This is a genomic window from Caballeronia zhejiangensis, assembly GCF_022879815.1.
In the GTDB taxonomy this organism is placed as follows: domain Bacteria; phylum Pseudomonadota; class Gammaproteobacteria; order Burkholderiales; family Burkholderiaceae; genus Caballeronia; species Caballeronia zhejiangensis.
The window spans coordinates 171,939-194,917 of the sequence record NZ_CP084286.1 but is presented as its reverse complement, the minus strand read 5'-3'; the positions used below and the strand labels follow the sequence as shown (position 1 = coordinate 194,917).

Here is a 22,979-nt window from a genome sequence, read left to right as displayed (position 1 = left end):
CATGGACATCGTTACTTACGAAATCATCCGCAGCAGTCTCTTCGCGATCGCCCGTGAAATGAAGATCGCGATGATGCGCACCGCCGGCAGCCCGCTCATGCACGCGAGCGGCGATTCGTCGGCGGCCATTTTCGACGCCGACATGCAGCTCGTCGCGCAAGGCAACGACATCCCGACGATGCTCGGCTCGGCCGTCATCTCGACGCGCGTGTCGGTGGAAGCGGTCGGGCGCGAGAACCTGCGTCCCGGCGACGTCATCGTCAGCAACGACGCCTATGTGGGCGGCGGCAATCATCAACCGGACGTGCAGTTCACGCGGCCCGTTTTCGCGGGCGGCAGGATCGTCGCCTTCGTGATGACGCGCGGCCACTGGACCGACATCGGCGGACAGTCGCCGGGCAGCTATACCGTCACGACGTGGGACGTGTTCGCCGAAGGCATCCGCATTCCGCCGGTGTTTCTGTATCGTAACGACGAGCCGGTGCAGGACATGCTCAACCTGCTCACGCGAAACAGCCGCAACGCGCACGAACTGCTGCTCGACATTCAGGCGCAATACGCGGGCACGTTCGTCGGCGACCGGCGCATCGGCGAACTGGTGGCGAAGTATGGCGCCGATGCATTGCGCGACGTGATGAGCCAGAGTCTCGATCACTCGGAGAAGCTCATTCGCGCGGAGATCGCACGCATTCCGGACGGCGTGTACGAAGCGCAGGAGTATCTCGATCCGATCGAGGCGCCGGGCTGGAAACAGGAGCGGCCGCTGCTCAAGGTGAAGATCACGAAGACGGGCGATCACATCACGTTCGATTACACCGGCACCGGGCCGCAGGCGCGCGGCGGCATCAACTGTCCGCTTTCGGTGACGTGCAACAGCACCTGGTTCACCGTGAAAGCGCTGACCGATCCGGGCATTCCGACCAACCAGGGCTGCTATCGGCCGGTGACGATCATCGCGCCCGAGGGCAGCGTGCTGAACTGCCGCTATCCGGCGTCGGTGGTGTCGGGCAACACGGAGACCTCGCCGCGCGTGATCGATCTGCTGCTCAAGGCGCTTGCGCCCGCGGTGCCGGAGCGCATCACCGGACAAAGCAACTGCGCGTCGTGCGCGGGCATTTTCAGCGGACGCGATACCGATGCCGCGCGCATCGCCCGAACCGGTCAGGAGTTCGTCACCATGCACGACGTCCACGCGGGCGGCATGGGCGCGCGCGCGGAGAAGGACGGCGTGAGCGGCGTGCGCGTCTACGTGGGCAACGCGGGCAGTCAGTCGATCGAAATGATCGAAGCGACTTCGCCGCTGATGGTCGAGGAATGGTCGCTCGTCACCGACAGCGGCGGCGCGGGCCGACAGCGCGGCGGGCTGACATCGCGGCGCGTGTATCGCGTGGAATACGACGAAGCCACCTTCACCGTGTCCGGCGAACGCGGACGTTCCGCCCCCGAAGGTCACTTCGGCGGGCAGGCCGGCACGCGCTTTCTGTGCGTCGTCGAACGCGCGGACGGCAGCACGCAGGAGGTCGCGGCGAAGGGCGGACAGACGGTCGTGTATCGCGGCGATCGCGTGACCGTGCAGCCCGCGGGCAGCGGCGGCTATGGCGATCCGCGCGAACGCGATGAGAAGCGCGTCGATGCCGATGTCGCCGATGGCTACATCAGCGCCGATGCCGCCGCGCAAGTCTACGGCCGCACGCGCGAAACCATCGACGCACCGCTCGAAGTCACCGCCGAATGAGCGCGAGCGAAGCCATGAACCAGCCTTTGCCGCTCGCGGGCGTGTGCGTGATCGAGATCGGCCACAGTCTCGCCGCGCCGTATGCGGGCATGATCCTCGGGTCGCTCGGCGCGGACGTCATCAAGATCGAAAGCGCGGAACACGGCGACTACGCGCGCGATTGGGGCCCGCCTTTCGTCGATGGCGCGGCCGCGTTGTTTCATGCGGTGAATCACGGCAAAAAAAGCATCGCGATGTCGCTGTCGAATCCGGACGAAGCACAGGCGTTGCGCGAGCTGATCTCGCAACGCGCCGATGTCGTGCTGCAAAACCTGAAGGCGGGCGGCACGGAGAAATACGGTCTCGGCGGCGAGGCGATGCTGCGCATGAAGCCGTCGCTCGTCTATTGCAATCTCGGCGCGTTCGGCACGGCCGGGCCGCTGCGCGACAAGCCCGGCTACGATCCGCTCGTGCAGGCGCTTTCGGGCCTGATGAGCTTTCTCGGTCAGCCGGGCGAGCCGCTGTCGCGCATTCCGGTTTCGGTGAACGACATGGGCACCGGACTCTGGGCCGCGATCGGCGTGCTCGCCGCGCTCTTCCGGCGCCAGACGACGGGCGCGGGCGAGATCGTGTCCGTGTCGCTGTACGAGACGGCGATCAGTTGGGCGGGCATCCAGATCGCCGACTATCTCGCGTCGGGCGTGTTGCCGGGACGCTGGGGATCGGGGACGGCCGCGATCGTGCCGCATCAGGCCTTCGAATGCGCGGACGGCACCATCATGGTCGCCGCGGGCAACGACCGCCTGTTCCGCCGCTTGTGCGACGTGCTCGATATCGCCGCGCTCGCCGACGACGCGCGCTTCGTCACCAACGGCGCGCGCGTGACCAATCGCGTCGCGCTGATCGACTTGCTGCATATCGAGTTCCGCAAGCGGGGCACCGCGCACTGGCTGGAAGCGCTCGATACGGCGGGCATTCCGTGCGGACCGATTCAGACCATCGATCAGGTCGTCGAACACGAGCAGACCAAGGCGCTCGATCTGCTGCGCATCACCGACGACGGCGCGGCGACGGTCGTCGGCGTGCCGATTTCATTCGGCGGCGTGCGGCCTGCGCGCACCGGCGTCACGCCGAAACTCGGCGAACACAATCATCTGCTGGCGAAGAAAACACTGGAGACATCGTGAAACTTGCATCGCAACTGGTCGGCGCGCTCGACACGCTGACGCTCGAAGAAATCGACGAACAGATTCTCATCGTCAAGCTGAATCGTCCGGAAGTCTCGAACGCGATCAGCACGACGATGGGCGACGAGATCATCCGCGTATTCGGTGCGCTCGAAGCGAACCCCGCGCTGTATCGCTGCGTGATCCTGACGGGCGCGGGCGAACGCGCGTTCTGCGGCGGCGCGGACCTCAAGCAGCGCGAAGGCATGACCGACGAGCAGTTCGGCGTGCAGCACTATCTGTTCGAGCGCATGAACCGCGCGCTCACGTATTGCCCGGTGCCGGTCATCTGCGCGGCCAACGGCGCGGCGGTCGCGGGCGGACTCGAACTGCTGCTCGCGTGCGACTTCGCTTATGCCGTCAGCCACGCGACGTTCGGCTTCACCGAAGTGAAACGCGGCATCATGCCGGGCGGCGGCGGCACGCAGCAACTGCCGCGCGCGATCGGCGTGCGGCGCGCGAAAGAGCTGATTCTGCGCGGCGGCAAGTTCACGGCGCAGGAAGCGCTCGCGTGGGGCGTCGTCAACCGGCTGTGCGAGCCGGGGCGCGTGCTCGCCGACGCCATCGACGCCGCGCGCGACATCTGCACGAGCGCGCCGCTTTCGGTCGCGCAGGCGAAGAAGGCGATCGACCTCGGCATGCAGGGCGATCTGCGCACCGGGCTCTATCTGGAAATCGAAGCGTATAACCGGCTGATTCCGACCGAGGATCGTCTCGAAGGCATCAGCGCTTACAACGAGAAGCGCGCGCCGCGATTCAAAGGCCGCTAGATCAAAACCCGGACTCACCGGAGGAGACAGACATGACACCCGACATCGGCAGCTTCGACAGACCCAAGGCCGAAGCGACCTACGGCAAGATCACGCGCAGGCTCATCCCCTTTTTGTTCCTGTGCTATGTGTTTGCGTTTCTCGATCGCATCAACATCGGCATCGCGCAACTCGACATGAAGCACGACGTGGGCTTCAGCGATCTCACTTACAGCATCGGCGCGGGCATCTTCTTTCTCGGCTACGTGCTGATGGAAGTGCCGAGCAATCTGCTGCTCGCGCGTATCGGCGTGAAGCGCACGTTCTCGCGCATCATGATTCTGTGGGGCTTGATCGCGGCGGGCACGGCGTTCGTCACGCTGCCATCGCATCTCTATACCGTGCGCTTCTTTCTCGGGCTCGCGGAAGCGGGGCTTTATCCCGGCGTGATCTTCTATCTCACGCGCTGGTATCCGGTCGAGCGGCGCGCGAAGGTCATCGCCATCTTCACTTGCGCGACGGGCATCGCGGGCCTGTTCGGCGGGCCGCTGTCGGGCGCGCTGATGACTTACTTCGACGGCTATGGCGGCCTGCACGGCTGGCAGTGGATGTTCATCGTGCAAGGCTTGCCCGCGAGCGTGCTCGGCGTGATCGCGTTCTTCTTTCTCGATGACGGCCCGCAACAGGCGAAGTGGCTCACCGAGAACGAAAAGGCGATCGTGCTCGACGACATCCGCAAGAGTTCGAGCGTCTCGACGAAGCACGCGGAGCATACGTTCGGCCGCGCGCTGAAGGACTTTCGCGTCTACGTGATGGGCTTCGTGTGGTTCACGCAGATCGCCGGCGTATTCGCGATCGGCTTCTGGCTGCCGACGCTCATCAAGAGCGCGGGCGTGTCGGGCGCGTTGCAGATCGGCTGCTATTCGGCGATCCCGTACTTCGTGAGCTGGATCGCGCTCATCGCGCTGAACCGTCATTCGGATCGCACGATGGAGCGGCGCTGGCACTGCGCGATCGCGATGGTGTTCGGCGCGGCCGGTCTCGTCGTCGCGGCGTTCACGACGGGCAACCTTGCGCTGTCGCTCGCGGCGTTGTCGGTGGCCACCGCCGGCATCCTCGCGCCGAATCCGCTGATCTGGGCGATCTCGACCGATTACATTCGCGGCAGCGGCGCGGCGGGCGGCGTCGCGGTGATCAACTGCGTCGGCCTGCTCGGCGGCTTCGTGAGTCCGATGATCATCGGCTCGATCAAGACGATGACGAACAGCATGGCGGGCGGACTCGGCGCGATCGCGCTTCTGATGGTGCTCGGCGCAATTGCAGCCGTGGTGCTTGCGCCGTCGACATCGGCGGTCGCAAGCGGCGCAGGACATACGGATGAAGGCAGCGATGCCGTCGCGGACGCGACCATCTGAAACCGGAGCAGACATGAAAGAAAGAGACGTGCAGATTCGCGAAGTGGGCTTGCGCGATGGCTTGCAGATGGTGCGAACGATCCTCACGAGCGGGCAAAAGCTCGAATGGTGCGCGCGCATGGTCGATGCGGGCGTGGTCGATATCGAAGTGACGTCGTTCGTGCCGCCGAAAGTCGTGCCGCAATTCGCGGATGCGGTCGAGGTCGCGGCAGGCGCGCTTGCCATCGACGGTCTTCATGCAGCGGCACTGGTGCCGAATCTGAAAGGCGCGCAACGTGCATTCGATGTGGGGCTGAACAAGGTGCATTACGTGCTCTCCGCGAGCAACGAGCACAACCTGAAGAACGTGCGGCGCAGCACGGCGGAATCGGTCGCGGACTTCGAGCGCATCGCGGCGGCGCGTGACGAACTGAATCGCGATGTCGTGCTCGGCGCGGGCGTGGCGACCGCGTTCGGCTGCACGATCGCGGGCAAGGTCGATGAACGCACGGTGCTCGAACTCGTCGAGACGCTCATCGATGCGGGCGCGCAGGAGATCACCATCGCCGATACGGTCGGCTATGCGAATCCCGCGCAAGTGCGCGCGCTGATGCGGCAGGTCATGTCGCTTGCGGGAGCGGTGCCCGTCGCCTGTCACTTCCACGATACGCGCGGGCTGGGCCTCGCCAATGTCATGGCTGCGCTCGATGCAGGCGTGCGTGCTTTCGATGCATCGCTCGGCGGGCTCGGCGGCTGTCCGTTCGCGCCCAACGCGACGGGCAACATCAATACCGAGGACACGGTGTTCATGCTCGAAGCGCAGGGCTTGCGCACGGGCATCGAGATAAACAAGCTGCTGGCGATACGCGAGACGATCGCCGCATGGTTGCCGGGCGAGCCGTTCACGGGCGCGATCGCCCGCGCGGGACTACCCGCGACCTTCGTCGCTCGCGAGGCCGTCGCCGCGTAACTTCAGTCAGCGGCTCAGGATGCCGCCGCGAGCCGTTCCAGCAGATCGGCGAGCAGGCCGGGCGCGAGCACCATCGCGTCATGGCCGGTGTCGATGCGCTCCCAGCCCCAATCCGGGCATTGCGATTTGACATGCTCGCGCACCGGCGCGAGCGTGTCGTATGAAGGATTCGCGCAGTGCACGTAAGTGCAGGGCAGGCCATTGCCGAGCGGCGATTGGAGTTGAAGCGGCGTGGTGTAGGTCGCGAGCGGATGGGGCGTGAGCCGCCGTTGAACCCACTCGGCAAGCGGATGATCGTCCGGAATGCCGGTGCCTTTCAGTCCGTTGACGGGCATCGCGATTGCCTGGCCGCTTGCGCCGACCGATGCCATGCGCTCATCGACGACGCTTGCGGGCAGCACATCGAACGCGGACTGGCCGCTTTGCGCGAGCAGGCTGTCGAGGAAGACGATGGTGCGCAGCGTGTGCGCGATGCGATCGGCGACGCCCGACGCGACGAGTCCGCCATAACTATGGCCGACCAGCACGACGCCGTTCAATTCCTCCGCCTCGATGACGTTGACGATATCCTCGATGTTCACATCGAGCGACGTGACCGACTCAATCAGATGATGGCGCTCGCCGAGTCCGGTCATGGTCGGCGCGACGACGCGATGACCACGCGCGATCAGTTCATCCGCGACGAAGCGCCAGACCCAGCCGCCATGCCCATGCGCCGTGAATCAGGACGAAGTTGAACTGCGTGTCGTTCCGTGGACTGCTCTTCAAGTCGGTCTCCTGATCGATGTGCACGAATGCACAAATCGTCTCAGAGATAGCGCGGCCACGCAACCGGTTACGCATGCAACTATCGCCGCTGCTTACTGGTTATCACCGATATAACCCGCGCGTCTCACCTGATCTGATCTTTTCACTATCCGCGTCTATCGATGTTTCTTAGACTGGCTCCATTGCTCGAATCGTGGCCCACGCCGTCAATCATGGAGAGCGCGAGTGAACCCGTCCGTTGTGGAATCCGATCCGGCGTCAGCCGATTCTTCGCAAGTTCCTTCCACCGCACTCGCGCATGAGCGGGCGCTCTACTGGCGCGTCACGCTGCGCATCGTGCCCTTGCTTTTCGTGTGCTACGTCGTCGCGTTTCTGGATCGCATCAATGTCGGCTTTGCGAAGTTGCAGATGCAGGACGCGCTCGGTTTCAGCGACAGCGTGTACGGCCTCGGCGCAGGCATCTTCTTTCTCTCGTACTGTCTGCTCGAAGTGCCGAGCGCGATGCTGCTCCGGCGCATGGGCGCGAAGAAGACCATCGCGCGCATCATGATCTGCTGGGGCATCGTCGGGGCATGCTCCGCGTTCGTCACGAACGTCACGCAGTTTTATATCGTGCGTCTGCTGCTCGGCGTGTTCGAAGCGGGCTTCTTTCCCGGCGTCATCTTCTATCTGAGCTCGTGGTTTCCGGAGAGACGGCGCGGTGTCATCATCGCGTGCTTCATGGTCGGATTTCCGGTCGCGGGTCTTGTCGGCGGTCCGGTCTCCGGTTGGGCGATGACGAGCCTCGCGAACGTCGCCCATCTCGCCGGATGGCAATGGCTTTATATCGTCGAGGCATTGCCGGCGGTCGTGCTCGGTCTCGTCACGCTGATGCTGCTGGACGACAACATCGACAAAGCGAAATGGCTCACCGAAGCGGAGAAGGGCGTGCTTCGCCAAGGTTTCGATGTCGAGATGGAACGAAAGCGAAGGGCAGGGCAACACGGTCACGCGAAGCTCGCCGAGGCGCTCGCGGATCCGAAAGTCTATATGCTCGCGTTCATCGATTTTGCCTTCGTTTGCGGCACGTATTCAGTGACGTTCTGGCTTCCGACCGTCATGAAAGACTCGGGCATTACGAATCTTTCGCTGCTCGGATGGCTTTCCGTCATACCGTACGGAATGGGCGCGATCGGGATGGTCACGATAAGCCGAAGCTCGGATCGCATGCTCGAACGCCGTTGGCATGCGGCGATCTCGGGTTTCATCGGCGCTGCCGCGTTGTTGATGGTTTCGCATCCGACCAACTCGCCCGCGTTGACCGTTGCGTTGCTGACGGTGGCCTGCGTCGGCATCTTCGCGACCAACGTGCTGATCTGGTCGCTCGCAGCGGATTATCTGAACGGATCGCCGGCGGCGGCGACGAGCATCGCGTTCGTCAATTGCATCGGCTTGTTGAGCGGCTTTTGCAGTCCCTTCGTCATCGGATGGCTGAAGACCGCGACGGGAACGCTCGTCAGCGGCCTCTACGTGATGACGGCGATACTCGTCGCGGGCATTCTCGTGATGCTGCTCGGCTTCAAACGTCATACCGAAACGCAGGCGCGCGCCGCGCTGACGGCAGGAACAGAGTGAACCCTATGCATAACATCGCCATTCTCGATGACTTCCAGAACACCGCGCTTCGCTTCGGCGAGTGGAACAGCTTGCGCGAACACGCGGACATTACCGTTTTCACGGACCCTATCCGCGACGAGAACGAACTGGTCGAACGTCTTCGACCCTACGACATTCTTTGCGTGATGCGCGAGCGCACATGGTTCACGCGCAGCGTGCTTTCGCGATTGCCGAATCTGAAATTGCTGGCAAGCACGGGGCCGTGGAATGCAGCCATCGATATCGAAGCCGCCGATGAACTCGGCATTGCCGTATGCGGCACGGCATCGTCGCCGACGGCCGCCGCCGAGCTTGCATGGGCGCTCATTCTCGCCGCGACGCGGCACATCCCGAGCGAAGTGGCATCGTTCAGAAGGGGAGGCTGGCAGGTGTCGGTGGGCGGCGATCTGCACGGCAAGACCATCGGACTGATAGGACTCGGCTATACCGGCGGCGCGACCGCGCGAGTCGCGCAGGCTTTCGGGATGCACGCCATCGCATGGAGTCAGAACATGACGCAGGAGTCCGCCGCGAAATTCGGCGCGCGCTACGTGTCGAAGGAAGAATTGCTCGCATCGAGCGATATCGTTTCGATTCATGTGCGGCTATCGGAGCGCACGCGCGATCTCATCGGCGAGAAGGAGCTCGCGACGATGCAATCGCACGCGCTGCTCGTGAACACGGCACGCGGACCGATCGTCAACGAACGCGCGCTGATCGATGCGTTGACCGCGAAACGAATCGCGGCCGCCGCGCTCGATGTTTTCGATCAGGAGCCGTTGCCCGCCGATCATCCGTTCCGATCGATGGATAACGTGATCGCGACATCGCACATCGGTTATGTCACCGATGACTCTTATCGCATCTACTACGGCGAGTCTGTCGAAAACATTCGCGCATGGATCGCGGGCACGCCCATTCGCGTGCTGACGTCCGAGAAACGCGAGATCAGTTACGTCAGCGGGGTCGCATAGCGGTCGCTAGAACCGATACAACTCAGCGGGATTATCGACGAGTATCTTGCGGCGAACCGCGTCGCTTTCCACGAGCCGCATCGTCCAGTCGAGCATGCGCGCGTCGTCCGGAACGGGCTTGACGTTCGGATGCGGCCAGTTCGACGCCCACACGCCGCGCTCGGGAAAACGCGCCGATATCGCGCGCACGAGCCAGGACACGTCGTCGAAATCGGGCGCGCCGGTGCGCGAGCTTTCATACGGCGCGGACAGCTTGATCCAGCAACGCGGCCCGTCGAGCAGGCGGCACAGCGACGCGAATCCATCGCTTTGCGATGTGACCGGCGCAAGGAACTTGCCGAGATGATCGATGACGAGATTCGACGGCAAACGCGCGAGCATCGCTTCGTGCTGCGGCAGCGTGTGGCCGTCGAGCTGAAGGTTGATGTTCCAGCCGAGCGGTGCAATGCGCGCCGAGATGTCCGCGAGTGCGTCCCACGGCAGCACGCCGCCCGGCAGCATCATGAAGCGCACGCCGCGAATGCCCGCATCGTGCAGACGCTGCAGTTCGTCATCGCCGATATCCGGCGGGACCACCGCGATGCCGCGCGCGCCGTCGCCCAGTTGCGCGATGGCCGCGAGCGTGCAGCGATTGTCGAAGCCATACCCGGTCGGCTGCACGACGATCGCGCGCGAAAAGCCCAGCGTGCGCTGCACGTCCCGATACGCCGATGCGGGCGCGGGCGGCGGCGCGAACGTCGCGGTCTTGGCGAGCGGATAGCCTGCTTCGTAGACGTGAATGTGGCAGTCGCAAGCGCCTTCGAGTTTCATCGCGCGTGCTCCTGCACATCGAAACCGGCGAGACGGAACGCTTGCGCCGCGTTCACCGCGCCCGCGGGCACGCGGCCTTCGAACAGCGCTTGCGTTTGTGCGACCGTTTCCATCGATTGATGCTCGATCGCGCCCGGCGTCAGCCCGCCGACATGCGGCGCCGCGATCACGCGCGGATGCGCCGCGAGCACCGGCGCGGGCATCTGATCGGCCGCGCGTCCGACATCGAGCGCGCATCCCGCGAGATGGCCGCGCTCGAGCGCATCGAGCAGCGCGTCATCATCGACGAGTTCACCGCGCGCGGCGTTGATGAAGTACGCGCCGCGCTTCATCGCGGCGAAGGCGCGCGCGTTCATCAGATTCGCCGTCTGCGCATTGGCCGGCGCGAGGCACACGACGAAGTCCGACTGCGCGAGCAAGTCATCGAAGCCGGTTTGATGAAGCCGCGTATCGTCGATCGTCGCGTAAGGATCGGACACGACGACGCGCATGCCGAATGCCAGCGCCAGATCGCAAAGATAGCGCGAAATCTGTCCATAGCCGATCACACCGAACGTGCTGCCGCGCAACTCGCGGCCCATCATCGGCGCGGGCGCTTCGTGGCGATGATAAGCCTCCGCATACGCGGTCGTGCCGCGCGCGAGATCGAGCATGGCGCCGATCACCCACTCCGACACGGACGGCACGAAGCCCGCGCTCGCCTGCGTGACGAGCACGCCGAGCTCGCTGGCGGCATCGACATCGACGGTGCGAATATCCACCGCGCAGCGCACGAACGCGGCGAGCTTCGGCAGCGCCTCGAACAAGGCGCGCGGCGCGGGCGTTTGCCGGTACGCGATGATGACATCGGCATCGCGCGCGGCATCGGCGAGTTCGGCGGTCGTCAGCTCGCGATCTTCAGTGTTGTACGCGACGTCCGCGAACGCCGCGAGCGCAGCCGAAGCGCGTGCGCCGAAGTAATGATCCAGCATGTGCCGGGGATGACTCACGAATACCTTGTTCATGTCCTCGTCCTGATTCGTTTCGCGGGCGCGGCGACCGACTCGCGCTCCACCAGCGTGATATCCGTGAACAGCGCCTGCTCCGATGCCGGCATGGGTTCGTCGTGTGGACGCATCGCGCGCTCGACCATCGCGGCGGCCATGGCGGGCACGGGAAGCTGCACGGTCGTGAGCGCGGGATTCGAGATCGCCGCCAGAAAATGTCCGTCCATGCCGACGATCGACACGTCTTCCGGCACGCGCAAGCCGCACTCGCGCAAACCCGCCATCAGGCCGAGCGCCATCAGATCGTTGACGGCGACGATGCCGGTCGGGCGCGCATCGTCCTGCGCGAGCAGACGCGCGAGCGCGCGGCCGTTTTCGGCGATCATCGAATCGCCGTATTCGTTCACCGGGCCGCTATCGAGCACGCGCGCCGTCTGCGCGAGACCTGCATCGTTTGCGGCGGAAAGAAAGCCGTTGATCTTGTCGCGCCGGCTCATCGTCACGCCGGTCAGCGTGGCGAAGGCGAGCCGCTTATGGCCATGTTCGATGAGATGCCGCGTCGCGATGCGCGCCGCTTCGAAGTTGTCGGGCGTGACGTGCTCGACGCGCGTCGCTTCGCCTTCGGTCGCGCGCCGGTCGTAGCTCACGACGACCATGCCGCGCTCGACGGCGGTTTCCAGATGCCGCTCGTTCGCGAGCGACGAGATCACGATCACGCGCCGCACGCCTTGCGAGAGCAAGTCCTCGAAGAACGACGCTTCCTTCGCCGGATCGCGATACGTGTTGCCGATCATCACGCGATAGCCGTAGCGCTCCTGCGCATACGTTTCCACTTCGCGCGCGATATAGCCGTACATCGGATTGGCGATCGATGGCACCAGCAGTCCGATGATCGGCGTCTGCCCTGTCTTCAACTGACGCGCAAGCGTGCTCGGACGGTATTGCAGCGCGTTCATCGCGGCCTGCACGCGTGCGAGCGTTTCCTGGCGCATCTGGTCGGTGCGGCCGTTCAGCACGTTGGATACCGTGCTTACGGACACACCGGCCTCGCGGGCGACATCCTGAATGGTGCTCATAAGGTTTGACATCTGCCGGCTACAGGCCGAGCCGGGTCGGCAACCACAACGAAAACGACGGCACCAGAATCAGCGCAACCAGTGCGATGAACAGCACCAGCAGATATTTGAGCATAGGACGCGCGACGGCTTTCATTTCCGTGCCGGTGATGGCGCAGGTCGCGAAGAGCCCGAGCCCGACCGGCGGCGAGAAGAGACCGAGGCCCATTGCGACGACGATCACCGTGCCGAAGTGCAGCGGGTTGATGCCGAGCTGCGTCGCGATCGGCGTGAGCAGCGGCCCGAAGATGATGAGCGCGGGCGCGCCTTCCAGCACCGCGCCGAACACGATCATGATGAGCACGGACAGCAGCAGGAACATCGTCGGGCCGTATTGATGCGCGAAGGCGATCATCGAATCGGACACGAGCGCGGGAATCTGTTCGATGGTCAGCGCGAAAGACACGCTCGAAGCCGCCGCCACGATGAACAGAATGCTGCTCGCCATCGACGCGGAGCGCACGAACACGCGCGCCACCGACTTCGGCGTGAGCTCGCGAAACGCGATCCAGCCGACGATCAACGCATACACGACGGCGAAAGCCGACACTTCCGTCGATGTCGCGATGCCCGAGGTCACGCCTTTGCCGATCATCGTGATCATGACGAGCGCGACCAGCGCGCCGCCGGCGAGCGGCAGCCACTTGCGCGGGTTCGTGAGCGCATCGGCGAGATTGATGCGCCGGCCGCAGATCACCGCGACGATCGCGAGCGCCACCGCCAACACCGCCGCCGGAACGACGCCCGCGAGAAACAGCCCCGCGATCGAAATGTTGGCGACAAAGCCCATGATGATCATGTTCACGCATGGGGGAATGGTCTCCGCCATCACGGCGCTGCACGCGAGAAGCGCCGCCGCTTCGTTCGGATCTTCCTTGCTCTGGCGCACGGCAGGCATGACGACGCCGCCGACCGCCGCGATATCCGCGAGCTTGGAGCCGGATACGCCCGAGAAGAACGCCGTCGCCATGATCGTGATGAGGCCGAGTCCGCCGCGCACGCGCCCGAAGATGCGCAGCAGCAATTCGATCAGGCGCGACGACATGCCGTTGGTTTCCATCAGCAAGCCCGCCAGCACGAAGAACGGAATCGCGAGCAGCACGAAGTGGTCGGTGCCGGCCATCACTTGCTGCGAGTAGACGAGCATCGGCAGGGTCGGTTCGGCGAGGAAGTAGAGCAGGGCCGAGAACGCGAGCACGAAGCCGATCGGCACGCCGAGCACGAGCCCGCCGATGAAACCGGCCATCAGCAGAAAGCCGGGCTTGAGCGCGTGGGCGGGCACGAATGCGTTCCACGCGAACACGGCTGCCGCGAGCAGCACGCAGCCGGCGAGGGTGCCGAGCACGGTCTTGCGCGCGCCGTTCAGCGCGTTGGCGAGCGCGAAGACCGTCATGAAGACGCTGCCGATCACGAGCGGATAGACGTTGATCCACGCGGGCAGGCCGCTCGGCGTCATCTGGCCGTAGGAATCGACGAGCAGCAGACACGACGACACGCACAGATTGCCCGCGACGCCCGCGATCACCCAATGTCCGATGTGCACGAGCGCGGGTTGCCAGCGCCTCGGCAACATGCCGCGAAACAGGTCGACGCCGACGTGCTGGCTGCGTCCGAGCACGGTGGCCGCGCCGAAGAACACGAGCACGATCATCAGCGCGCCGGCGACTTCCTCGGCCCAGTCGAACGGATCGTGCAAGAAATAGCGGTAGATCACCGAAAGGAACACCACGATCACATCGGCCGCGAGCACGGCCGCGCAGAAGTATTCGATCCAGTGCATGAGGCGCGCGAGGCCGCGCGCGAGCACGGTCTCATGGCCGAAGCCGGGCGCGGCGAGTTGCGCCTCGGGTCCGGGCGTCGCGGAGAAGGTGGTCATGGTGTCGGCCTCTTTGGCGTCGTTGGCTGCGCTCAAGCGCGCGCGGCGGCGATGGCGGTGAACAGCGGCGCGGTCGCCGGATACTGCTTCGCGAAACTCGCATACAGCTGCGACTGCATTTCAGCGCGTGCAGTGTCGCGATCGGCCTTCGACATCGGGTAGAAGGTCATGCCTTTCTTCTTCAGTTCCTGCTCGGCGGCGGCGGCGGTCTGAATGGCGGCGGCGCGCTGCTTCCCGGTCGCGTCCTGCGCCGCTTTCTGAAACGCGGGACGCAGGTTTTCCGGAATCTTCGCGAGCGCGCGGCGGCCCGTCACGACGACGAGCGGGCTGAACACGTGCTGCGTCTGCCAGCACGACTTCACGACTTCGTCGTACTTGCTTGCGAGGACCGTTGCGCAATCGTGTTCGAAGCCATCGACGACACCGGTCTGCGCGGCCATATACAGCTCGCCGATGGGAATCGGCGTGGGCACCGCGCCCATCAGCTTGAAGGTTTCCATGAAGGCGGGTGTGGGCAGCACGCGCAGCTTCACGCCTTTGATATCGGCGAGCGACTGCGTGGGCTTCTTGGTGAACACGTTGCGCGCGCCGAAGGAATAGCCCCACGTGAGCACCGAGCAACCCGCGCGCTGTTGCAGCAGCGTATCGAACGATTTGCCGACGGTACCGTCCATCGCGCGGCCGACGTGATCGAAGTTGTCGAACACATAGCCGAGATCGAGCATGCCGAGCTCGGGCAGCGCGGTTGCCCAGATCGACGAGCCCGTCACCATCATGTCGACCGCGCCGACTTTCACCTGCTGGACGACGTCGCTTTCCTTGCCGAGTTGGTTGTTCGGGAAATAGTCGATGCGAATCTGATCGCCGACGCTCGCCTTCAGGTTCGCGGCGAGGTTCTGATACCAGACGTAGTGGGCGGCGTTTTCGTTCGGCGGCATCGATGACGACAGCCGCAACGTGGCCGCGGGCTGCGCGCGCACGATCGCGGGAAAGCCCGCGCCCGCCGCCGCGAGCGTTGCCGCCGAGGCCGTCTGAAGGAACCGTCGGCGGGAAATGCCTGAACCGAATTGCATGGTGTTGTCTCCTGGATGCCGCTCTGGGCGCGGGCGGAAATAGGCAGCCCGACACGACAGGCGTGGCGCGACTGTATCGATTTAGTGTATCGATACAGTAAAGGGAAGCGTGGGTGGGTCATATGGGCGTATACCCGCGGGCAATCACGCGCCGAGGTGGGTTCGAAGAGGGAGAAAGCGCTGAAACTCGAACCGCCGCGGCAACCGCACTCCACCGCATCCTTTCGCGGCAGCGCTTCTAACCCCCCAACACCTCCTTCTCCGCCACCAGTTCGTTTCGCAACAGCCGCGCCCCGGGCGACAGCGGCGCGCCTCGCGTGGTCACGAGCTCATACGGCTCGCTGCGCGAGGTGAACGACAGCGGCAAAATGCGCGTGGCTTCGTGCCTGACGAAGAACTGAGCCACGTCAATGGACACCAGCGCCACGAACGAAGGATTGTCCTGAAGCAGGCTCAGCGTCGCGAAGGCCGACGTCGTCTCCAGCAGGCTCGACGGAAAGCGAATCGCGGCTTGCTGAAATTCGCGCTCCAGCAGCACGCGCATGGGCATGTTCGCGCGATAGACCACCCAACGGTACGCGGCCAGATCCTTGAGCGTCACTTTCTTCGCCTTGCGTAACGGATGCTGCACGTTCGCCACGACCGCGAGCGTTTCATCCTGCAGCTTGATGCTCTCGTACATCTCCGGATGCTGGCTGACCGAGGTCCGGCAGATAGCCAGGTCCAGCCGTCCCGCATCGATGAGACTCAACAGCGTCTCGCTGGCGTCCTCGATGATCTCGACAGACATTTCAGGCTGCCGCGCGATCAGCGCGGACACGGCCCGGGTCAGCAAAGGCACGGCGCCCATGATGACGCCGACCGCGACACGTCCGCCATGTCCCCGCAGGATGCCCGCGATCTCTTCCCGCATGTGCGACAGATCGGTGTAGATCAGCCGCGCATACCGGATCGCGCAATGGCCCGCGTCATTCGCTTCGAGCCCGCGCCGCGTGCGCGTGAACAGCGCTGTACCAAAGGTGGTTTCGATTTCCTGAAGCGCCTTGCTCGCGCCCGGTTGCGTCAAGCCGACTTGATTGGCCGCTTTCAGAAGCGAACCATGATCGCCCAGCGCAACAAGCAACCTGAGTTGCCTGACGTGGAGGCGCGAGGCGATCGAATTCACGTTGGGTGTCATGAGACTTGAGAGAGAGTTATATCAGCATGAGAACTTCTCAATTTTGCTCCGATGCGCCGCTCTCTATACTTCGCCGAAACAACGCATGAAAACAGCGCGCCTCGATCATTTCCGGAAGATGGGCAGCGCAAACCGACAGCGCGTCGAGTATCGGAAACTATAACGGAAGGTCATCATCATGTCTCTCATCAACTACGTTACGCAGATCCAGTTCGACTTCGGCGCGGTGAACCTGCTGAAGAGCGAATGCGAACGCCTTTCGATCCGGCGGCCGTTGATCGTCACGGACCGGGGCATTCGTGCCGCGGGCATTCTCGACACGGTGCTGAAGGTGCTGGAGCGCGCCGACGGCGAAATGATCTACGACGCCACCCCGCCGAATCCCAACGAAGCCGCGGTGCGCGAAGCGGTCGCGCTGTACAGGCAAGCGGAATGCGACGGCATCATCGCAGTGGGCGGCGGCTCGTCGATCGATCTTGCAAAGGGCGTGGCCGTCTGCGCGACGCACGAAGGCCCGCTCCAGAGCTTCGCCGTCATCGAGGGCGGCGCGAGCCGGATCACCGCGAAAACCGCGCCGGTGATCGCGGTGCCGACCACGGCGGGCACCGGCAGCGAAGTCGGACGCGGCGCCATCCTGATCCTGGACGACGGCCGCAAGGTGGGCGTGATCTCGCCGCATGTCGTGCCGAAGGTCGCGATCTGCGATCCCGGCCTGACGGTCGGCCTGCCGCCGCAACTCACCGCCGCCACCGGCATGGATGCGATCGCGCACTGTCTGGAAACCTTCATGTCGCCGATGCGCAATCCGCCGGCCGACGGCATCGCGCTGGACGGCTTGCGCCGCGCCTGGGCGCATATCGAACGGGCCACGAAAGAGCCGACCGACCAAACCGCGCGGGAAAACATGATGATGGCTTCGATGGAAGGCGCACTCGCTTTCCAGAAGGGACTGGGCTGCGTCCATAGCCTGAGCCATTCGCTCGGCGGAATCGACCCGCGACTGCATCACGGCACGCTCAACGCCATCTTTCTGCCGGCGGTCGTGGAGTTCAACCGAAGCGCTCCGTCCATGCGCGACGAAGAAAAGATGGAGCGCATGGCGAGCGCCATGCAGTTGCGTCAGGACACGGAGATTTCGTCGGCGCTGCGCGACATGACGGCACGCCTCGGCTTGCCGACCGGCCTTCGGGCGCTGGGCGTCACGCGCGAGATGTTTCCGCGCATCGTGTCGGGCGCGCTCAAGGATCACAGTCACAAGACCAATCCGCGCGAAGCATCGGAAGCGGATTACCTCGGCTTGCTGGAAGCGTCGTATTGACGAAGAGACGGACGCCCGGCCAACGAGGCGTCCGCGCATGACACGGACGGAGACACCGCATGAACAAGAGCAAACGGATCGTACGGATCCAGCGCATTTCGATCTTCTTTCTGACCCTCGCCGGCAGCATCAACTATCTGGATCGCAGCGCGCTCTCCATTGCGAATAGCGTGATTCGCGGCGAGATGGGCCTGAGCGCGTCGCAGATGGGCCTGCTGCTGTCGGCCTTCTCGCTCGCCTATGCGTTCGCGCAACTACCGGTCGGCGCGATGCTCGACCGTTTCGGCGCGCGCGTGATGCTGGGCTGGGGCATGATCCTGTGGTCGGTCGCGCAGGCCTGCTGCGGGCTCGTCGGCAATATCCAGCAGTTCTTCCTGGCGCGCGTGTGTCTCGGCATCGGCGAGGCGCCGCAGTTTCCGGCCGGCGCGAAGGTCATCGGCGAGTGGTTCGCGGTGCGCGACCGCGGCACGCCGACCGGCATCTTCGTCGCGTCGACGACCGTGGGCCCGGCGATCGCGCCGCCGATCCTCACCGCCATGATGCTCGCGCTCGGCTGGCGCAACATGTTCTTCGCGACGGGCGTGTTCGGCGTCATCGTGGCGATCGGCTGGTATGTCGCCTATCGCAATCGCGACGAAGTGAAGCTCGCGGCGGAGGAGACCGCCTATCTGAACCAGGACTCGCAGGAAGACGAAAACAGCAAGCCGCTCAGCGGCGCGCAATGGCGCAGCCTGTTCCGGCAGAAGACGACGTGGGGCATCTTCTTCGGCTTCATGGGCGTCATCTATACCGTGTGGCTCTACCTCACATGGCTGCCGGCGTATCTCGAACACGAACGCGGCCTGAGCATCGCGAAGGCGGGCTGGGTCGTCTCGATTCCCTATGTCTTCGGCACGCTCGGCATGCTGAGCAGCGGCTTCACGGCAGACCGCCTGTACCGCAGAGGCCTGCAGGCGATCACGAGCCGCAAGTGGCCGATCTGCATCGGTCTCGTGGGCGCGGCGGCGTTCACCGTTCCGGCGGCGCTGACGCCGTCCACCACGCTCGCCGTGATCTACATCTCGGGCGCCATGTTTTTCATCAATCTGGCATCGGGCGGCGCGTGGTCGCTGATCTCGATCGCCGCGCCGCGTCAGGCGGTGGCCTCGCTCGGCGGCATCCAGAACTTCGGCGGCTTCCTGGCCGGCTCGGCCGCGCCGATCGTCACCGGCATCGTCGTGGACCGGACGCATTCGTTCGTCGCCTCGCTGATCGTGAGCGCGGTCATCGCGCTGCTCTCGGCGGTGGCGTATCTGCTGCTCGTGCACCGGCCAGTCGCGGTATCCGAAGACGTCGGGGAAACGGCCGTCGGCGCGCTTTCCTGATTCGCTCGCCATGCCGGCGTTGCGTGTCGTTTGAAAAGATCTTCTGTCGGAGTTCGAGCTTCAATGCAAACAGTAACGTGTGTCGAAGACCTTCGCCTCATGGCGAAAAAGCGGGTGCCCAAGGCGTTCTACGATTACGTCGATAGTGGCTCGTACACCGAATCGACTTATCGCGAGAACGGTCGCGCGTTCGCCCGGCTGACGCTCAAGCAACGCGTGGGCGTGAACGTGGAAGGGCGCAGCACCGCAAGCACGATGCTCGGACAGCGGGTCGCAATGCCCGTGGCCATCGCACCGACCGGACTGACGGGCATGCAATGGGCCAACGGCGAGATCCTGGGTGCGCGCGCGGCCGAGCGCTTCGGCGTGCCGTTCACGCTCTCGACCGTGAGCATCTGTTCGATCGAGGACGTTGCGGCTCATACGAAGGCGCCGTTCTGGTTTCAGCTCTACGTCATGCGCGACCGTGGCTTCAACCAGTCGTTGATCGAGCGCGCGAAGGCCGCCGGTTGTTCGGCGCTGGTGGTCACGCTCGATCTGCAGATCAACGGGCAGCGTCACAAGGATCTCAAGAACGGCATGACCGTGCCGCCTCGCCTGACGGCGGCGAACCTGCTTGATTTTCTGCGCAAGCCGGGCTGGGTGATGCGCGCCGCTTCGGGCAGACGCAACTTCGGCAATCTCGCTGGCTTCATCAAGGGCGGTGACGATGTGATCGCGATCAGCAAGTGGGTCGCATCGCAATTCGATCCGAGCCTCGACTGGAACGACATCGCGCATATCCGCAGTCTCTGGCCCGGCAAGCTGGTGCTCAAGGGCATCATGTGCGCCGAGGATGCGCGCATGGCGGCTTCGCTGGGCGCCGATGCCATCGTCGTCAGCAATCATGGCGGACGGCAGCTCGACGGCGCGCCGTCGACGGTCGAGGCCTTGCCCGCCGTGGTGGATGCCGTGGGCGACGCCACTGAAGTGTGGGTCGATGGCGGCATCCGCACCGGCCAGGATGTGATGAAGGCGCTCGCGCTGGGCGCGAAGGGCACGATGGTTGGCCGAGCCTTCATGTATGCCCTCGGCGCGATGGGCGAACCCGGCGTCGCGCGCATGCTCGAGATTGTGCGGAACGAACTCGACGTGACGATGGCGCTGACCGGCGTCCGGTCGATCGAGGAGATCGGGCCGCACAACTTTCACGAGCCGCGTGTTGCACAGGCTTTCCGCGCGCGCACGGCCGGGGCCATGACTCAACGAGAAGAATCTGTCATTTGATTGGAGGTTGGACGCGCAATGGATCTGCAAATCGAGGGTAAATGGGCGCTCGTTTGCGCCGCGAGCAAGGGGCTGGGGAAGGGCTGCGCCGAAGCGCTGGTCGCTGAAGGCGTCAACGTCGTGGTGACGGCGCGCGGCGAGGACGCGCTCGAATCGACGGCAGCCGGGCTTCGGCAACTGAATCCCCGCGTTCAGGTGATCGCCGTGGCGGGCGATATCACGACGAGCGCCGGTCGGGAGCGGGCACTGAGCGCGGCGCCTCGCATCGACATCCTGATCAACAATGCGGGCGGCCCGCCGCCGGGCGATTTTCGCGACTGGACCCGAGACGACTGGATCGCGGCGCTCGATGCGAACATGCTGACGGCCATCGAACTGATGCGCGCCACCGTCGATGCAATGGCCGAGCGAGGCTTCGGCCGGATCGTCAACATCACGTCGGGTGCGGTGAAGGCGCCCATCGATGTGCTCGGGCTGTCCAACGGCGCGCGTTCCGGCCTGACCGGCTTCGTCGCGGGTCTGGCCCGGCAGAAACGGATCGCGGAGCATAACGTGACCATCAACAATCTGCTGCCGGGCTTGTTCGATACCGACCGCCTGAAGCAGTCCACCCAAGCGGCCGCTACCGCGCAGGGCAAGGCATATGACGCTGTGCTCGAAGCGAAACGTCAGGCAATACCGGTAGGGAGATTCGGCACGGCGCAGGAGTTCGGCGCGATGTGCGCTTTCCTGTGCAGCGGACACGCGGGCTACCTGACCGGTCAAAACATCCTGATGGATGGGGGCGCTTTTCCCGGGACGTTCTGACGGATCGTTTCATCGCGGCCGTCAGTCACGAGGGGCGTTCTCCTCCGAGCGCCAAAATCAGGCGGCGTTACCGGCGTGCAACGCGTCGTCCAGTCGCCGCCTTTTTCGGCATTGATAACGTTTGAACATCAATGCTTCGAAAAATTGCACTTCTTGTTTCAGCCTTCTTGCGCAAGTATCTGGTCTCAAGACGTTCATAAAAGAGAACGCGTCGGAGACAGGCACGAAGCGCAGCACAGCGTTTCGCTGCATCCCGGTGCACGCCCGTTCAGGGCTGCCGTCAAGAGTCATCGACGCCTATCTCGCGTAACTCACCTCGCTACTTGAATCCTGCCGCCGCTTTTCGAGCGCGTCTACCGGCAGCGGTGCATCTCGCGCCTGCCGCAGCGAGTCGATGCACTTCCAGTATCCGCTTCATTCGTCATTGCTCAAATCAGGAGACACGTCACATGCAGATCACCGGAATGTTGCACGGCTCGCGCCTGCTGCAATTCGTCGGCTTTCCGTCCAGCGAAGTGCTGGGCCCGGGCGCCAGCGAAGAAGAGATCAAGTCGCTCATCGACCGTCACGGGCAGATATTCATCAAGCCGGTGTTCAAGGGCGGTGTGGGCAAGAAGGGCAAAGCGGGCTTGCTCGGCCGCGCCACGGATCTCAAGACGGCGCTCGCCGAAAAGGAACGACTGTACTTCGCCGAACACGCCGTAGGCCATGTGAAAGCCAAGGCGAACGGCGTGACGTTCGAAGCGGGCGTGCCGGCCAAGCACGAGGTCTACTTTTCGATCACCGATTCCACGCGTTTCCGCGCGCCGACGATGACGCTTTCGCACATGGGCGGCATGGACATCGAGGAAGTCGATCCGAAGCACGTCGCGATGGTGCCGTTCGATGCCCTGACCGGATTGAAGGCGTTCGTCGTGGCGAATGCGCTGAGCGAGATCGGCGCGCCGCGCGAAATCATCTCGCCGCTCGTGCAGCAGTTGCCGAAGCTCTGGGAGTTGTTCCACGACTTCGGGATGACGACGCTCGAACTCAACCCGATCCGCATGCGCGAGGACAAGAAGGGACGTCTCACGCCCGTCGCGTGCGACTTCAAGTGCGGATTCGATCGCGACGATCCGCGCTTCTCGCGGCTCGGCCTGCCCCCGCATCTGTTCGCCGCCGACTACTCGGATTTCGAACAGGAGATCAACCAGTTGCGCACCCACCAGGGTCAAAGCGATGTCTACGTGATCAACGACAAGGGCACGATCCTCGCGCCCACCTTCGGCGGCGGCGCGAACTCGCTCGTCACGGAAATGCTCGGCGATGCGGCCATCATCTCGTCGGACTTCGGCGGCAATCCGCCCTACGAAAAGATGAAGGAAGTGGCGCGCATCTGCTTCCGGCACTGGCTGAAGCAGTCGAATGTGCTGTTCATCATCGGGGGCAAGTCCAACAACACCGACATCTTCGAAACCCTGCGCGCGATGGCCGATGCGCTGCGCGAGCACTTCAGCGAGCACGGACCGACGCCGCTCTATGTCGTGCTCGGACGCGGCGGCCCGAACCTCGTGCGCGGCATGTCCGCGCTGCGCGACACCTGCGATTCGCTCGGCCTGCCGTATCGCCTTTTCGGTTTCGACTCCGACATCAGCGAGGTGATCCAGTACGCGCGCCGTGCCGATACATGGATGCAATCGGGCGGACGCGCGCAAGTTGCGGCGCGCATCGGCGCGCGCGACGCGCAATCGTACACGGCATCGGCTTGAGGAGATCGG

Annotated in this window: 19 protein-coding genes; 12 read left to right on the top strand and 7 right to left on the bottom strand. The window is 64.3% G+C overall.

The genetic code is table 11. The annotated features are described in order from the left end of the window. The first annotated feature begins 1 nt into the window (after position 1). From LDZ23_RS27055 to LDZ23_RS27035, 5 genes are read left to right on the top strand one after another with little or no spacing between them, the layout of a single operon-like run. A complete protein-coding gene (locus LDZ23_RS27055) occupies positions 2-1,735 on the top strand; it encodes a hydantoinase B/oxoprolinase family protein (RefSeq protein WP_033535809.1) in 1,734 nt (577 codons plus the stop codon). Continuing rightward, positions 1,732-2,901 (top strand): CaiB/BaiF CoA transferase family protein, encoded by a 1,170-nt coding sequence (locus LDZ23_RS27050; RefSeq protein WP_008346859.1) that lies wholly within the window; start codon positions 1,732-1,734, stop codon positions 2,899-2,901. The genes LDZ23_RS27055 and LDZ23_RS27050 overlap by 4 nt, the downstream gene beginning before the upstream one ends. Next, positions 2,898-3,710, top strand: a complete 813-nt coding sequence (locus tag LDZ23_RS27045) for an enoyl-CoA hydratase-related protein (RefSeq protein WP_008346858.1) — start codon at positions 2,898-2,900, stop codon at positions 3,708-3,710. Before LDZ23_RS27050 ends, LDZ23_RS27045 begins: the two co-directional genes overlap by 4 nt. A gap of 32 nt (positions 3,711-3,742) precedes the next feature. Beyond that, on the top strand, positions 3,743-5,104 hold the full coding sequence (locus tag LDZ23_RS27040) for an MFS transporter (RefSeq protein ID WP_008346855.1): 1,362 nt from the start codon (positions 3,743-3,745) through the stop codon (positions 5,102-5,104). A gap of 13 nt (positions 5,105-5,117) precedes the next feature. Continuing rightward, positions 5,118-6,053, top strand: coding sequence for a hydroxymethylglutaryl-CoA lyase (locus LDZ23_RS27035; protein WP_008346853.1), 936 nt, complete (start codon positions 5,118-5,120; stop codon positions 6,051-6,053). A 14-nt stretch (positions 6,054-6,067) separates the two neighbouring features. Here LDZ23_RS27035 and LDZ23_RS27030 read toward each other — a convergent pair whose 3' ends face one another. Beyond that, a complete protein-coding gene (locus LDZ23_RS27030) occupies positions 6,068-6,721 on the bottom strand; it encodes an alpha/beta fold hydrolase (RefSeq protein ID WP_244808310.1) in 654 nt (217 codons plus the stop codon). Between the two features lie 325 nt (positions 6,722-7,046). On the opposite strand from LDZ23_RS27030, the gene LDZ23_RS27025 reads away from it, so the two are divergent. Both LDZ23_RS27025 and LDZ23_RS27020 read left to right on the top strand, forming a co-directional pair. Then, the gene (locus LDZ23_RS27025) at positions 7,047-8,435 is read left to right on the top strand and encodes an MFS transporter (protein WP_008346849.1); all 1,389 of its coding nucleotides are present in this window, start codon (positions 7,047-7,049) and stop codon (positions 8,433-8,435) included. A gap of 5 nt (positions 8,436-8,440) precedes the next feature. Further along, positions 8,441-9,430, top strand: a complete 990-nt coding sequence (locus tag LDZ23_RS27020; protein WP_008346847.1) for a D-2-hydroxyacid dehydrogenase family protein — start codon at positions 8,441-8,443, stop codon at positions 9,428-9,430. A 6-nt stretch (positions 9,431-9,436) separates the two neighbouring features. On the opposite strand, the gene LDZ23_RS27015 is transcribed toward LDZ23_RS27020, so the two are convergent. The 6 genes from LDZ23_RS27015 to LDZ23_RS26990 form a co-directional block, all read right to left on the bottom strand. Then, entirely contained in the window at positions 9,437-10,240 is an 804-nt protein-coding gene (locus tag LDZ23_RS27015; protein ID WP_008346845.1) for an amidohydrolase family protein, read from the bottom strand. Beyond that, the gene (locus LDZ23_RS27010; protein ID WP_008346842.1) at positions 10,237-11,244 is read right to left on the bottom strand and encodes a hydroxyacid dehydrogenase; all 1,008 of its coding nucleotides are present in this window, start codon (positions 11,242-11,244) and stop codon (positions 10,237-10,239) included. Before LDZ23_RS27010 ends, LDZ23_RS27015 begins: the two co-directional genes overlap by 4 nt. Then, positions 11,241-12,302: a LacI family DNA-binding transcriptional regulator gene (locus LDZ23_RS27005; protein ID WP_008346840.1), complete on the bottom strand. Its 1,062-nt coding sequence runs from the start codon at positions 12,300-12,302 to the stop codon at positions 11,241-11,243. Before LDZ23_RS27005 ends, LDZ23_RS27010 begins: the two co-directional genes overlap by 4 nt. A gap of 19 nt (positions 12,303-12,321) precedes the next feature. Next, on the bottom strand, positions 12,322-14,217 hold the full coding sequence (locus tag LDZ23_RS27000) for a TRAP transporter large permease (RefSeq protein ID WP_008346838.1): 1,896 nt from the start codon (positions 14,215-14,217) through the stop codon (positions 12,322-12,324). Between the two features lie 32 nt (positions 14,218-14,249). Next, the gene (locus LDZ23_RS26995; RefSeq protein ID WP_008346836.1) at positions 14,250-15,290 is read right to left on the bottom strand and encodes a TRAP transporter substrate-binding protein; all 1,041 of its coding nucleotides are present in this window, start codon (positions 15,288-15,290) and stop codon (positions 14,250-14,252) included. A gap of 238 nt (positions 15,291-15,528) precedes the next feature. Next, positions 15,529-16,467, bottom strand: a complete 939-nt coding sequence (locus LDZ23_RS26990) for a LysR family transcriptional regulator (protein ID WP_033535808.1) — start codon at positions 16,465-16,467, stop codon at positions 15,529-15,531. A 178-nt stretch (positions 16,468-16,645) separates the two neighbouring features. Between LDZ23_RS26990 and LDZ23_RS26985 the strand changes: the two genes are divergently transcribed. The 5 genes from LDZ23_RS26985 (at position 16,646) to LDZ23_RS26965 (ending at position 22,970) form a co-directional block, all read left to right on the top strand. Further along, the gene (locus LDZ23_RS26985) at positions 16,646-17,785 is read left to right on the top strand and encodes a 4-hydroxybutyrate dehydrogenase (RefSeq protein ID WP_008346832.1); all 1,140 of its coding nucleotides are present in this window, start codon (positions 16,646-16,648) and stop codon (positions 17,783-17,785) included. A 59-nt stretch (positions 17,786-17,844) separates the two neighbouring features. Then, on the top strand, positions 17,845-19,149 hold the full coding sequence (locus tag LDZ23_RS26980) for an MFS transporter (RefSeq protein ID WP_008346830.1): 1,305 nt from the start codon (positions 17,845-17,847) through the stop codon (positions 19,147-19,149). Positions 19,150-19,212: 63 nt separating this feature from the next. Continuing rightward, positions 19,213-20,415: an alpha-hydroxy acid oxidase gene (locus LDZ23_RS26975; protein ID WP_081851806.1), complete on the top strand. Its 1,203-nt coding sequence runs from the start codon at positions 19,213-19,215 to the stop codon at positions 20,413-20,415. An 18-nt stretch (positions 20,416-20,433) separates the two neighbouring features. After that, positions 20,434-21,222, top strand: a complete 789-nt coding sequence (locus LDZ23_RS26970) for an SDR family oxidoreductase (protein WP_008346826.1) — start codon at positions 20,434-20,436, stop codon at positions 21,220-21,222. A gap of 449 nt (positions 21,223-21,671) precedes the next feature. Beyond that, positions 21,672-22,970, top strand: a complete 1,299-nt coding sequence (locus tag LDZ23_RS26965) for an ATP citrate lyase citrate-binding domain-containing protein (RefSeq protein ID WP_008346824.1) — start codon at positions 21,672-21,674, stop codon at positions 22,968-22,970. Positions 22,971-22,979: the final 9 nt, after the last annotated feature.